Source organism: Pseudonocardia ammonioxydans, assembly GCF_900115005.1.
GTDB classification, from domain to species: domain Bacteria; phylum Actinomycetota; class Actinomycetes; order Mycobacteriales; family Pseudonocardiaceae; genus Pseudonocardia; species Pseudonocardia ammonioxydans.
Window position 1 is genome coordinate 1 of sequence record NZ_FOUY01000034.1, and the last position, 12,866, is coordinate 12,866.

At 72.2% G+C, this 12,866-nt stretch carries 13 protein-coding genes; 10 read left to right on the forward strand and 3 right to left on the reverse strand.

Translation table 11 applies throughout. The features are described from left to right. The coding region (locus BM093_RS25500; RefSeq protein WP_143105517.1) for a transposase at positions 1 to 223 on the reverse strand (223 nt) is incomplete at its 3' end. Positions 224 to 632: 409 nt separating this feature from the next. Here BM093_RS25500 and BM093_RS25505 point away from each other — a divergent pair. Further along, positions 633 to 848: a hypothetical protein gene (locus BM093_RS25505; RefSeq protein WP_143105518.1), complete on the forward strand. Its 216-nt coding sequence runs from the start codon at positions 633 to 635 to the stop codon at positions 846 to 848. Between the two features lie 27 nt (positions 849 to 875). Here the strand turns inward: BM093_RS25505 and BM093_RS25510 are convergent, their stop codons facing one another. Beyond that, a complete protein-coding gene (locus tag BM093_RS25510) occupies positions 876 to 1,487 on the reverse strand; it encodes a TetR/AcrR family transcriptional regulator (protein WP_093350930.1) in 612 nt (203 codons plus the stop codon). 104 nt (positions 1,488 to 1,591) lie between these two features. On the opposite strand from BM093_RS25510, the gene BM093_RS25515 reads away from it, so the two are divergent. From BM093_RS25515 to BM093_RS25540, 6 genes are all read left to right on the forward strand, one after another. Beyond that, positions 1,592 to 3,643, forward strand: a complete 2,052-nt coding sequence (locus tag BM093_RS25515; RefSeq protein WP_093351148.1) for a fatty acid desaturase — start codon at positions 1,592 to 1,594, stop codon at positions 3,641 to 3,643. A gap of 83 nt (positions 3,644 to 3,726) precedes the next feature. Beyond that, positions 3,727 to 4,359 carry a TetR/AcrR family transcriptional regulator gene (locus BM093_RS25520; protein WP_093350935.1) on the forward strand — a complete coding sequence of 211 codons (633 nt, stop codon included), beginning with the start codon at positions 3,727 to 3,729 and terminating at the stop codon, positions 4,357 to 4,359. A gap of 130 nt (positions 4,360 to 4,489) precedes the next feature. Further along, positions 4,490 to 5,398, forward strand: coding sequence for an SMP-30/gluconolactonase/LRE family protein (locus tag BM093_RS25525; RefSeq protein WP_093350940.1), 909 nt, complete (start codon positions 4,490 to 4,492; stop codon positions 5,396 to 5,398). A 12-nt stretch (positions 5,399 to 5,410) separates the two neighbouring features. Further along, positions 5,411 to 6,979, forward strand: a complete 1,569-nt coding sequence (locus BM093_RS25530) for a class I adenylate-forming enzyme family protein (RefSeq protein ID WP_093350945.1) — start codon at positions 5,411 to 5,413, stop codon at positions 6,977 to 6,979. After that, entirely contained in the window at positions 6,979 to 7,737 is a 759-nt protein-coding gene (locus tag BM093_RS25535; protein ID WP_093350950.1) for an SDR family NAD(P)-dependent oxidoreductase, read from the forward strand. The genes BM093_RS25530 and BM093_RS25535 overlap by 1 nt, the downstream gene beginning before the upstream one ends. Further along, on the forward strand, positions 7,734 to 8,597 hold the full coding sequence (locus BM093_RS25540; protein WP_093350955.1) for an enoyl-CoA hydratase: 864 nt from the start codon (positions 7,734 to 7,736) through the stop codon (positions 8,595 to 8,597). Before BM093_RS25535 ends, BM093_RS25540 begins: the two co-directional genes overlap by 4 nt. A 15-nt stretch (positions 8,598 to 8,612) precedes the next feature. On the opposite strand, the gene BM093_RS25545 is transcribed toward BM093_RS25540, so the two are convergent. Further along, complete coding sequence (locus tag BM093_RS25545) at positions 8,613 to 9,269, reverse strand: TetR/AcrR family transcriptional regulator (RefSeq protein WP_093350960.1); 657 nt, start codon at positions 9,267 to 9,269, stop codon at positions 8,613 to 8,615. Between the two features lie 173 nt (positions 9,270 to 9,442). On the opposite strand from BM093_RS25545, the gene BM093_RS25550 reads away from it, so the two are divergent. The 3 genes from BM093_RS25550 to BM093_RS25560 all read left to right on the forward strand — a co-directional run bounded on the left by BM093_RS25550 (position 9,443) and on the right by BM093_RS25560 (position 12,847). Next, on the forward strand, positions 9,443 to 10,237 hold the full coding sequence (locus BM093_RS25550) for an SDR family NAD(P)-dependent oxidoreductase (protein ID WP_093350965.1): 795 nt from the start codon (positions 9,443 to 9,445) through the stop codon (positions 10,235 to 10,237). Further along, positions 10,237 to 11,784 (forward strand): acyl-CoA synthetase, encoded by a 1,548-nt coding sequence (locus BM093_RS25555; protein WP_093350968.1) that lies wholly within the window; start codon positions 10,237 to 10,239, stop codon positions 11,782 to 11,784. Before BM093_RS25550 ends, BM093_RS25555 begins: the two co-directional genes overlap by 1 nt. 70 nt (positions 11,785 to 11,854) lie before the next feature. After that, positions 11,855 to 12,847, forward strand: coding sequence for an LLM class flavin-dependent oxidoreductase (locus tag BM093_RS25560; protein ID WP_093350971.1), 993 nt, complete (start codon positions 11,855 to 11,857; stop codon positions 12,845 to 12,847). The last annotated feature ends 19 nt before the right edge of the window (positions 12,848 to 12,866 follow it).

Here is a 12,866-nt window from a genome sequence, read left to right on the forward strand (position 1 = left end):
CACCGGCGTTCTGGCGTGGCGCACGCACCGAACGTGCGCTGCGGGTGCGGGTGCCGTCGGGGGCGGTGCGGGTCCCGGTGCCGAGGTTGTCCAGCCACAACGCCAGCGTGGCCCGCTCGACGCCCAGGTCGGCGGCGATGCCCTTCACCGTCGCCCCGGGCGTGGACTCGTACAGCTCGACGGCCTGCCGACGGAACTCGTCGGAGTAGTTCTTGCGGGCCATGGTCAGACATCATCTCGCTTCCCCCGACCGTGCGGGGATCAGCGTGTCCACGGAACGGGGTCAGGGCCCCCCTGGGCGCCCGACCTCACTGAGATCAACCGGACCGTGTCCGGACACGACGTGTCGCGCCATGCGAGGTCGAGATCGGTAGCGGGTCGGTGACGAAGCGGGCGCAGGACAAGACGTCGGGCCGAGGCAACGGCGCCCTTCAGTCCGTCGCCGGGGGCGAGTGCCGCCCAGGCATCGGTCGAACGGGACCGGCCACTTCGGCCGGGCTCCCGCGCGGCGGTCTGCCGCACGCCTGGGGAAGCGCCCACCCGTCGATCGTTCGCTATCGCTCCTTCCCCACCCGGGACGCGCACATCGTCCTCGGGATGGGCACGCTCGGCGGCGAACCCAGCCCGTGCAGGTGGCCACGCTCGTGTCGCGCGGCATCTCGCTGCGTGGCTCGATGAGCGGCGACATCGGCGACTACCACACCGCGATGCAGCTGCTGGACCGTCACCGGACCCGGTTCGACTGGGACAAGCTGCTCGGCAACACCTACGGCCTCGACGGGATCGCCGACGCCATGGCCGCGATGCGCCGCATGGACGAAATCAAGCCGGTCATCCGGCCCGCGTAGCGGTCCCACGCCGGCCGGGGACGTACCTCAGGAGCCGCCGGCCACCCCGAGCAGCCCGTGGACCAGCCATCGCGCCTGCCTGACGGCCACCTCGGGCGGCGCCGAGGGCTGGGTGAGGTGGCTCAGGACGAGCCGCACGATCCCGTCGACGCACGCCTCCAGGTCCTCGGCGGAGCCGGCCCGACCGGCGTAGAGCTCGGTCATCGCCGTGGTGATCCGCTCGCTCGCCCAGCCGAGTACGGCATGCGGGCGGGCGGTGAGCAGTGGCAGCAGGCTCTCACCGCCCGCGCCGTCCGCGGCGAGGATCGCAGTGAGCAGCGCGTTCGTGGAGCCGTCGACGAGTGCGTGCCCGACCGCCGCGACGACCCCCTCGACGGGGTCGGCCGGGTGCTCACGCAGCCGCGCGAGGATCCCCTCCAGGAACAGCGCGGTCTCCCGGTTCACCATGGCGGCGCCGAGGGCCTGCTTGGTCCCGAGCTCGTTGTAGAGGTGCTGACGGCTGATGCCGACCCGGGTCGCGACGGCACCCATCGTCAGGGCCGACCACCCCTCGGTCGAGGTGATCTCCCGCGCGGCGTCCAGCGCCCGGTCGCGCAGCAACGCGCGCACGTCCTCCCGGAAGGATGCGGACTCCGCCACGTACCGAGACTACATCCAGGGCACGACCGTCGCTCCAGTTGACAAACAGTCTTCGTTTGTCAACGATCGTGGTCGCTCCGGTTCCCCGTCTCCTGGAGGCGTCGATGACGACGACCGAGCCCGCGGACGAGCGGCGGGTGCTGAGTGAGGAGGAGTCCCGGGCGATCCGCCAGGGCGTCCCCGATCCCCGGGTGCCGATGCCCACGGTGGCGCGCCCGACGGTGGCGTTGTTCGTCGTGTCGTTGCTGCTGTGGGTCGCGGCGACCTGGCTCGCGCTCGCCGCGACGAGTGCGTGGTGGCTGCTGCTGACGATCCCGGTGCACGCCGCGGTGACGTTCCTGATGTTCACCGTGCTGCACGAGACCGCGCACCTCGCCGCCGGCCGGCTCCGGTGGGTCAACGAGGCCCTCGGCAGGCTCTCCGCGGTGTTCGTCGCGGCCTGGGCGTCGTTCCCGACGTTCCGGTTCGTCCACATCGAACACCACCGCAACACCAACGAGGACTACTACACCGACCCGGACAGCTGGTCGGAGGCCGGACCGCCGTGGCAGCTGCCGTTGCGGTGGCTGACCCAGGACCTGTGGTACTTCCGCTTCTACATCCCGCGCATGCACCGTCGTCCGCGGGCGGAGGTGCTCGAGCAGGTCGGTGTCGCACTCGCGGTCGCGACCGTGTTCACCGCGCTCGTGCTCAGCGGTCACGGCTGGGAGCTGCTGACGATCTACCTGATCCCGCAGCGCCTCGGCATCCTCGTCCTCGCCTGGTGGTTCGACTGGCTGCCCCACCACGAGCTGGACGCCACCGCGAGGTCGAACCGGTTCCGGGCGACCCGCATCCGCGTCGGCTGGGAGCGCGTGATGACCCCGCTGATGCTGTACCAGAACTACCACCTGGTGCATCACATCCATCCGACGATCCCGTTCTACCGCTACGTGCAGGTGTGGCGGCGCACCGAGTCGGACTTCCTCGATCGCGACGTCCCGATCTCGACGGCCTGGGGTACCGAGCTCTCCCCCGCCGAGTACCGGGCGTGGCGCCGGCTGACCGACCACTTCGACCGTGACGCCGACCTGCCCCACCGGCCGCACCGGTTGCGCGTCGCCGACGTCCGCCGGCTCACCCCCGACTCGGTCTCGATCACCTTCGACGTACCGGACGAGCTGCGCGAGACGTTCCGCTTCGCACCGGGGCAGAACGTGGTCGTCGCCGCCGAGATCGACGGCGAGACGGTGCGGCGCAACTACTCGATCTGCACGGCCGCCGGTTCCGGCGTGCTGCGGGTGGCGGTCCGCCGCTGCGCCGACGGCCGCTTCTCCACCTATGCCGACACCCGTCTCGCAGTCGGTGACGAACTCGAGGTCAGCCCGCCGACCGGCCGGTTCACGCTGCACCCCGAACCGGGCGCCCGCCGGCATCTCGCCGCCGTCGCCGCCGGCAGCGGGATCACCCCGGTGATCTCCATCCTCGCGAGCGTCCTCGACGCCGAACCGGGCAGCCGGGCGACGCTGCTCTACGCCAACCGCGACGCCGGGTCGACGATGTTCGCCGACGAGCTGGCCATGCTGACCCGCCGGTTCGAGGGCCGGCTGACGATCGTCCACCACCACTCCCGGCCGGCTCCCGGCGCCGCGACGACGGCGACCGAGCACGAGCAGGTCCGGCACGACCGCCTCGACGCCCACCGGCTGCGCGAGCACCTGCGCGACCCCCGCCTGCGCGGCGCCGAGTGGCTGCTCTGCGGGCCGCCGGAGATGCTCGACCGGACGCGGACCGTGCTCGACGAGCACGGGGTCCCCGCCGAGCGGGTCCGGCGCGAGCTGTTCGTCGCCCCGGAGGACCAGGCCGACCAGGCCGAGCAGGACGCGCTCGCCGACATCGTCCCCGCCACGGTCGACGTCACCGTCCGCGGCGCCCGGGCGGCGGTGCGCACCGAGGGCACCGCGTCCATCCTCGAGGCGACACTCGACGCCGGCATCGACGTGCCCTACCTGTGCACCGGCGGGATCTGCGGCACCTGCCGCGCCACCGTCACCGAGGGGACCGTCCACATGCAGCAGAACTACGCGCTGGGTGACGACGAGGTACGTGCCGGCGCCGTCCTGACCTGTCAGTCCCGCCCGACCAGCCCGGTCGTCGCGGTCGACTTCGACCGGTAGGCCGCGTCCGGCGACCCCGACCCGGACGCCACCGATCCGCCCGCCACGAGACCGCGGCGCAACCGTCTGCCTAGGCTCGTCCCATGAACGACGACGGACGAGCGACGGCAGGCACCCGCGGGCGGCCCCGTCGCTCGAATGCCGAGCGCCGCGCCGCGACCCGCTCGGCCGTACTCGACGCGACCGTCACCGCGATCGTCCGCCACGGGTACCGGGGCGCGACCTCGGAGCGGATCGCCGAGATCTCGGGCCTGACCCGCGGCGCCCAGAAACACCACTGGGCGAACAAGGCCGAGATGATGGCCGAGGCGCTGCTGCACCTGCACGACAAGCTGATGGCGGCCGCCGTCGGCGAGCTCGAGCAGGCCTCCGACGCCGGCCTGCGGGCGACCATCGAGGCGTTGTGGCGCTCGTTCCAGTCGGACCTGTTCACCGCGGCGACCGAGCTCCACCTCGCCGCCCGCATCGACCAGGAGCTGCGCCCGCTGCTGATCGAGACCGAGCGCGAGATCGGGCGCCGGATCCGCAGCATCACCACCGCGGCCCTCGACGACGGCACACGCTCCTCCCAGCGCCTCGACGAGGTCGGCGACCACATCATCAACGTCATGCGCGGCATGGCCTTCCAGAGCTCGCTGAGCTCCAGCCCGGACCGTGAGCGCCGCCAGCTGCGGGTCCTCGAGCAGGCGGCGCTGGAGATGCTCCGGTCGGACTGACGCCACCGGCCGACCCCGGTGGGTGGTGGGTGGGCGCGGACCATTGACATCCATCCTGGGATGTTTTTACTCGGCTCGGCCCCGCGACGGCCACCGTCACACCTCTTCCGAGAAGGCAGGAACGCGCGTCATGACAACGAGGTCGGTCACTCTTCTGGCATCCGGTGGGCACTACTTCGAGGCGCCGCGCTGGCGCGACGGCCGGTGGTGGGTCTCCGACATCTACGCCGGAAAGGTCTGCACCTACGACGAGGCCGGGGTGCGGACCGAGGTCCTGCACGTCGAGGGCAACCCGTCCGGGCTGGCGTGGCTGCCGGACGGCTCGCTGCTCGTGGTGTCGATGCACGAGCGGAAGCTGCTGCGCCGCACCCCGGACGGCGAGGTGACGGTGCACGCCGACCTCTCGGCGGTGTGCGAGCACGAGATCAACGACCTGGTGGTCGACGCCGCCGGTCGGGCCTACACGGGCACGATCGGCTTCGCGGTCGCCGCGGGGGACGCCCCGCGCCCCGGCGCGGTCTACCGCGTCGACCCGGACGGGTCGGTGCACGTCGCGGCCGAGGACGTGGTGTGTCCGAACGGGATGGTCATCACCGGCGACGGCCGGACGTTGATCGTCGCCGAGTCGTTCGCCGGCCGGCTGACCGCGTTCACCATCGGCGACGACGGCGGGCTGAGCGACCGGCGGCTGTTCGCCCAGCTCGGGGAGCCGCCGGAGCTCGGTCCGCTGCCCGAGGTCATGGCCGCGCTCGCGCTGATCCCGGACGGGTGCGCGATCGACGCCGAGGACGGCGTGTGGGTCGCCGACGCGGGTCACCAGCGCGTGGTGCGCATCGACCGGACCGGCACCGTCACCGAGGAGATCCCCGACCCGGACGGCAACGGGGTCTACGCCTGCGCGCTGGGCGGGGACGACGGACGGACGCTGCTGCTGTGCGCGGTGTCGGACTTCTTCGCCGCGGCCCAGGGCATCGACACCGACAAGGCCACCCTCAAGACCGCCCGGGTGGACGTCCCGCACGGCGCGGGCCGGCCGTAACGGAGCGCGGACATGGACCCGGCGAACCTGCTGCGCAAGAGTGCCCGGCTGTACGGGCAGAACACCGCCTTCGTCTGCGAGGGCGCACGACAGACCTACTCCGAGCTCCTCGACCGGGCGATCCGGCTGGCGAACGCGCTGCGTGCCGCGGGCGTCCGCCCCGGCGACCGGGTCGCGATCCTCGGCGACAACGCCGCCGAGAGCCTGGAGCAGATCGCCGGACTCGCCCTCGGCGGGTACGTGCGGTGCGCGCTCTACGGCCACGACACCCCCGACCGGCACCGCTACCTGCTCGAGCTGGTCGGCGCCCGCGCGCTGATCGTGCAGGGCAGGCACCACCCCGCCCTGCGGGAGATGCTCGCCGAGCTGCCGGAGCTCGACACGGTCCTCGTCACCGGGGACACCCCGCCCGAGGGGGCCACCGGCTACGAGGCCGCCCTCGCCGCCGCCTCCACCGAGGACCCGCAGGTACCCCTCGCCCCGGACGACCCGCACATCATCCGGTTCTCCGCGGGCACCACCGGCAACCCCAAGGGCATCCTGCACACCGTCCGCGGCTGGGCGGACATGGGCACCGAGATGGCGCTCGTCCTCCCCCGCTTCACCGAACGGGACCGCTACCTCGCCCCCGCCCCGCTCAGCCACGCCGCCGGCATGTTCATCTGGCCCCTGGTCGCGGCGGGTGCCGCATCGGTGGTGATGCCGGCGTTCGACACGGCGCGGTACCTGGAGCTGATGGAGACCGAGCGGATCACCGTCGCGATGACCGTGCCGACGATCATGCAGATGGTCACCGCGCACCCCGACGCCGGGACCCGCGACCTAAGCAGCCTGCGGGCGGTCGTCTACGGGACCGCGCCCGCGCCGGCGGCCACGCTGGCCGCGGCGATCGAGGTGTGGGGCAACATCATGTACCAGATCTACGGGCAGAGCGAGGGGCTGCCGCTCAGCGTCCTGACGCCCGAGCACCACGTCGTCGACGGCACCGAGGAGCAGCGGCGGTGGCTGCGTTCGGCCGGTCGTCCGAGCCCCAACGCCGACGTCGCGATCCTCGACGACGACGGCAACCGGCTGCCCGTCGGCGAGATCGGGGAGATCGCCGGTCGCACCCCCGGCATGATGCGCGAGCTGTGGGGCAGTCCCGACGCCACCGCGGAGCGGATCACGCCGGACGGCTGGCTGCGGACCCGGGACATGGGCTCGATCTCCGAGGACGGCTTCCTCTACCTCAGCGACCGCAAGGAGGACATGATCATTTCCGGCGGCTACAACATCTGGCCGACCGAGGTCGAGGACGCACTCGCCGCCCACCCCGCGGTCGCCGAGGTCGCCGTGGTCGGCGTCGCGGACCCGAAGTGGGGCGAGACACCGCACGCCGCGGTCGTCCTGCGCCCGGGCGGGCAGGTGACCGAGGACGAGCTCATCGCCTGGAGCCGGGACCGGGTCGGCGCGGTGCGCAAGGTGACCGCCGTGCACGTCGTCGACGCGCTCCCGCGCTCGCCGCTCGGGAAGGTGCTGCGGCGCGAGGTCCGCGACCGTCTGGCCGCGGCCGGACGCCCCGAGCCGGTGGAGGCCGGGTGATGGCGCGCCTGACGGGCCGGGTCGCCGTCGTGACCGGTGCCGCGCACGGCATCGGCGCGGCGGCCGCCCGCCGGTTCGTCGCCGAGGGCGCCCGGGTCGTGCTCGCCGATGTCTCCGAGCGCGGCCTGGCCGCCCTGGCCGGCGAGCTCGGCGGGGCCGTCACCACGGTGCGGTGCGACGTCGCCGTCGAGGACGACGTCGTCGCGGCGGTGGACCGGGCGGTCGGCGCGTTCGGCGGGCTGGACATCGTCTTCAACAACGCCGCAGCGGGTGCCGGCGGGCAGATCACCGAGATGGACCGGGCCGAGTGGGACCGGGTCTTCGCCGTCAACGTCGGCGGCGTGCTGAACGGCATCCGGGCCGCCGTCCCGGCCCTGCGCGAGCGGGGCGGCGGCGCGATCCTCAACACCTCCTCGGTCGCCGGCCGCTGCGCCTCGCCGGGCATCGCGGCGTACGCGGCGTCGAAGGCGGCGGTGGAGTCGCTGACCCGCTCCGCCGCCCTGGAGCTGCGCGAGGACGGGATCCGGGTGAACGCGATCGTGCCCGGCCTGGTCCGGACGCGGGCCGCCGAGGCGAGTGCCCCGTTCCTCCTCGACGCGCTCGGCGCCGATCCCGACGACTACGTGGCCACCCGGCAGGGCCGCTGGGGCGAGCCGGACGAGATCGCCGCCGTGGCCGCCCACCTGGTCAGCGACGAGGCGTCGCTGACGACCGGACAGGCCTATGTCCTCGACAACGGAGCGACGCTGCGCGCATGACCACCGACACCGTCCGCTACGAGCGGCCCGAACCGGCCATCGCCCGGGTCGTGCTCGCGCGCCCGGACAAGCGCAACGCCCAGGACCGCGACCTGTTGCTCGCCCTCGACGACGCCTACCGGCAGGCCGTCCGCGACGAGGACGTCCGCGTGATCATCCTCGCGGCGGACGGGCCGGACTTCTCGGCCGGTCACGACCTCGACACCGACTGGGCGATGGACGGCGTCACGCCGCGCACGCTCACCGGCGGGTTCGACGCCCCCGGCGCGGAGGGCTGGTTCGCCACCGAGGAGGAGCTGTTCACCGGGCTGTGCCTGCGCTGGCGCGACCTGCCCCGGCCGACCGTCGCCGAGGTGCGCGGCCGGGTCATCGGCGGCGGGCTGATGCTGGTCTGGCCGTGCGACCTCATCGTCGCCGCCGAGAACACGACCTTCGTCGACCCCGTCACCGCGTTCGACATGAACGGGGCGGAGTACTTCACCCACCTCTGGGAGCTCGGGGCGCGCCGGGCGAAGGAGATGCTGTTCACCGGCGCGCCGATCACCGCGCACGAGGCCGAGGCGATCGGCATGGTCAACCACGTGGTGGCCGACGACGACCTGTCGGCCACCACGCTGCGGATCGCCCGCCGCATCGCCGCGCGACCGTCATTCGGGGTGCGGCTGGCCAAACGGGCGATCAACCAGGGCCTGGACCTGCAAGGACAGCGCGCGGCCGTCGAGGCGGCCTTCGGCTTCCACCAGCTGGCGCACAACCACAACCGGTTGCTGCACGGCGGGATGGTCGATCCGCGGGGGCGCGCGGTCATCCGCGACGAGGCACGCGGCGCGGCGCAGCGGGACACGCCGCAGAGCGGGTGACCCGGCGGCGCCGGCTCACGCCGTCGCCCGCACCTCGACCGCAGCCGCGCCCGCCGCGCCCGGCGCGCCCGCTCCCAGGGTGAGCGGCACGAGCGCGCGCACCTCGGTGCGGAGGTCGTCGAGCGCCTCGCGCTCCTGCCCGGCCACGTAGCGCAGCAGCGCCTGCTGGAAGACGCCGTCGAACATCCCGTAGACGGTGTGTGAGGTCAGCGCGACGTCGGTGCCGGCCAGCTCGGCGACGCGGGTGACGACCCGCCAGACCATGTCCTCGAGTGTGTGGTCGATCTGCTGGACCGCCTCGCGCAGACTCTCCTCGAACATGCTCTGCGAGCGCAGGTCGTACCAGAGCCGGTGCATCGGTGCCTCGTCGACGATCGTCTCGCACAGCTTGTCGGCGAACGCCGACACCAGCCCCCCGGCCGTCGTCGCGCCGGCGACGACACCGTCGTAGCGGGTGACGCACACGGCCTTGTACTGCCGGACGCCGTAGACGATCAGCTCGAGCTTGTCGCTGAAGTAGTAGTGGACGACCCCGTGGCTGAACGGCGAGTTGTTCGCGATCTCGCGCAGCGACGAGCGGGCGTAGCCGAGCTCACCGAGGGTGCGCAGCGCCGAGTCGGCGAGCGCGCGCCGGCGCTCGTCGTGCTTGTCGATCGGGTTGGCGCGCGCCATGCCACTTCCCTTCCCCTGCCGGCAGCCGGACCTCACAGACTCACAAACCCCACCGTAACCCATTCTCGTGACAGTCGGTCACGAAAATCTTGACACCTGCCCAGGAAAATCTTGACAGTCGGTCAGGGACCCGGGATGGTGTGCCGACCATCACCGCCGATGAAGGAGTGCCAGTGACTCAGATCGACCTGACCGGACGCACCGCGCTCGTCACCGGGGGCGCGCAGGGACTCGGTGAAGGGATGGCCCGCGCGCTGGCCGACGCGGGGGCGCGGGTCGTCGTCGCGGACATCCAGGACGATCTCGGGACCAAGCTCGCCGAGACGCTCGGTGAGCAGCACGGGTTCGTCCACCTCGACGTCACCGACGACGCGTCGTGGGAGGCCGCCGCCGCGTCGGTCGTCGAGCGGTTCGGCGGGCTGGACGTCGTCGTCAACAACGCCGGTCTCGAGGTCACGCAGCTGCTGGCCGACACCGAGGCCGACGACATGCGCCGGATGCTGGACGTGAACGTGGTCGGCACGATGCTCGGCATCAAGCACGCCTTCCGGACGATGCGCCCGGGCGGGGCGGCCGGGCAGGGCGGGACCGTCATCAACGTCGCCTCGGTCGCCGCGACGATCGCCTTCCCGGCGATCGGCGGCTACTCGGCCACCAAGTCGGCCATCGACCGGCTCACCCGGGTCGCGGCGATGGAGTCGGGCAAGCTCGGCTACGGCGTCCGCGTCAACTGCCTCTACCCCGGCCTGATCCCGACGGCGATGGGCCAGAAGCTCGCGGTGGAGACCGCCGGCCTCGGCCTGTTCGAGAGCCCGGAGGCCGCCGTCGGCGCCGTGGTGGAGCTGACTCCGTCGGGCCGGCTCGGCGAGGTCTCCGACATCGCGGACGCGGTGGCCTTCCTCGCCTCCGACGCGTCTCGCTTCGTCAACGGCGCCGGGCTGCCCGTCGACGGCGGCATGGGCATGTGATGCGCCTGACCGACTACCTCGACAAGGGGGCCTCGCTGGACCCCGGCGCGCCGTGCCTGGTCTGCGACGGCGAGGTGGCGACCTACGCCGAGGTGCAGGACCTCGGCGGCCGGGTCGCCGCCGCATTGGCCGCGAACGGCGTCGAGCCCGGTGACCGGGTCGCGATCCTCTCGGCGAACGACCCGACGGCGTTCACCTGCGTCTTCGGGATCAGCCGGGCCGGCGCCGTGTGGTGCCCGATCAACCCGCGCAACGAGGCGGCGGAGAACCGCGAGCTGCTGGAGCTGTTCGGCTGCTCGGTCCTGATCTTCCAGTCGTCGTTCGCGCCGCTGGTGGACGCGATCCGTGCCGACCTGCCGCAGCTGCGGCAGCTGGTCTGTCTCGATGCCGACCTGCCGTGGGCGACCGGGTGGGACGCCTTCCTGGCCACCGGCGCGTCCGACCCGGTCGACCGGCACTGCCCGGACGACGTCGCCATGATCGTCGGAACCGGCGGAACCACCGGCCGCCCCAAGGGCGTGGTGCTCACCGGCACGAACATCGAGACGATGACGGCGATCACGCTGATGAGTTACCCGTGGCCGGCGGACGGCGGGCGGCCGGTCTACCTGGCGCTGGCCCCGCTCACCCACGCCGCCGGGGTGCTGTGCTTCCCGATGCTGTGCCGGGGCGGCTCGATCGTGGTCATGCGCAGCCCCGACGTCGGCGGCTTCCTGGACCACGTCGAAGCGCACCGGGTGACCCACACGTTCCTGCCGCCGACGCTGATCTACATGGTGCTCGACCACCCGTCGCTCGACGGGCGGGACCTGTCGTCGCTGCAGTGCTTCTGGTACGGCGCCGCACCGATGTCGGTGACCCGGCTGGAGGAGGCGCTCACCCGGATCGGGCCGGTGATGGCACAGCTCTTCGGGCAGACCGAGGCGCCGATGATGGTCTCGACGATGGCCCCGGCCGAGCACTTCGGCCCCGACGGCGCCGTCGCCCGCGGGCGGCTGGCCTCGGCCGGACGACCGTCGCCGCTGGTGCGGCTGGCCATCATGGCCGACGACGGTCGGCTGCTCGGCCGCGGCGAGCGCGGGGAGATCGTCGTGCGCGGCTCCCTGGTCATGCGCGGCTACCTCGACAACGAGGCGGCCACCGCGGAGGTCTCGGCCCACGGCTGGCACCACACCGGCGACATCGGCTACCTCGACGACGACGGCTTCCTCTTCATCGTCGACCGGGCCAAAGACATGATCATCACCGGTGGGTTCAACGTCTACTCCTCCGAGGTGGAGCAGGCGCTGATGGCCCACCCCGCCGTCGCCGACTGCGCCGTGGTCGGCCTGCCCGACGACAAGTGGGGCGAGCGGGTCACCGCCGTCGTCGCGCTGCGTCCGGGCAGCGAGCTCGATCCCGCCGAGCTGACCTCCTTCGTCAAGGCCCGCATCGGCAGCGTGAAGACGCCCAAGCAGGTCGCGGTCTGGCCGGACCTCCCCCGATCGAAGATCGGCAAGGTCCTCAAGACCGAGGTCCGGGAGCAGCTCCTGAACGTTCCGGCCTGACCGGACCCCTCGTACACACCCACACCGGGCGGCGCGACCCGCTCGTCGACACGGCTGGGAGGCCGCGCACATGAAGCTCTCGCTCTACCTTCCGAACTTCCGGGACACGGTGACCGTCTCCGAGCTCGAGGAGCTCACCGCGCTCGCCGAGGACCTCGACTTCGACTCGGTCTGGACGCTCGACCGCATCGTCGTCCCCGAGGCGTCGGACCGCGGGGAGCTGCAGTACTCGTTCGGCATGATCCCCGAGATGCCCAAGGGGCTCCCGGTGTCCTCGCGGGGCCAGTGGCTCCAGGGCATGCCGCTGATCCCGTGGCTGGCGGCGAAGACGTCGACGGTCCGGATCGGCATGAGCATCATCGACACCCCGTTCCGGGCGCCCGGTGTCCTGGCCGCCGAGATGGCCACCATCGACCACCTGTCCGGGGGCCGGCTCAATGTCGGTGTCGGGGCTGGGTGGATGCCCGAGGAGTTCGCGGCCTCGAGCGCCTCGCACATCTTCCCCAAGCGCAACAAGCACGTGCGCGAGACGATCGAGATCATGCAGGGCATCTGGACCAACGATGTCTTCGAGTACCACGGCGAGTTCGCCGACTTCGAGAAGTGCGGCTTCGGCGCCAAGCCCGTGCAGCAGCCCGGCCCGCCGATCTTCTTCAGCGGCCTGAAGGACCCGAAGCGCGCGGCGACCCGCATCAGCCGCTACAACCTCGCCGGCTGGATCGGCATCCAGGACTCCCCCGAGGACATCGCCCGCTGGCGCAGTGAGATCGCGCGCGAGCTCGGCGAGATCGGCAGCGACCGCACGGTCGACGACCTCGAGATCAGCAGCATGCTCTGGACCGTGATCACCGACCAGGAGGTCGACCAGTCGCCGCAGGGCAAGCTCACCAACCTCCTGGTGGGCACCGCCGAGCAGATCACCGACCGGCTGAAGGCCTACAAGGAGGCCGGTATGACGATGCCGATGTTCTGGCCGCCGTTCCAGGACGTGCCGGTCGCGAAGACGCTCGACGACCTCAAGCGCCTCAAGGAGGAGATCCTGCCGAAGGTCGAGGCCGCGTAGCCGCGTCCTCGACCCACGT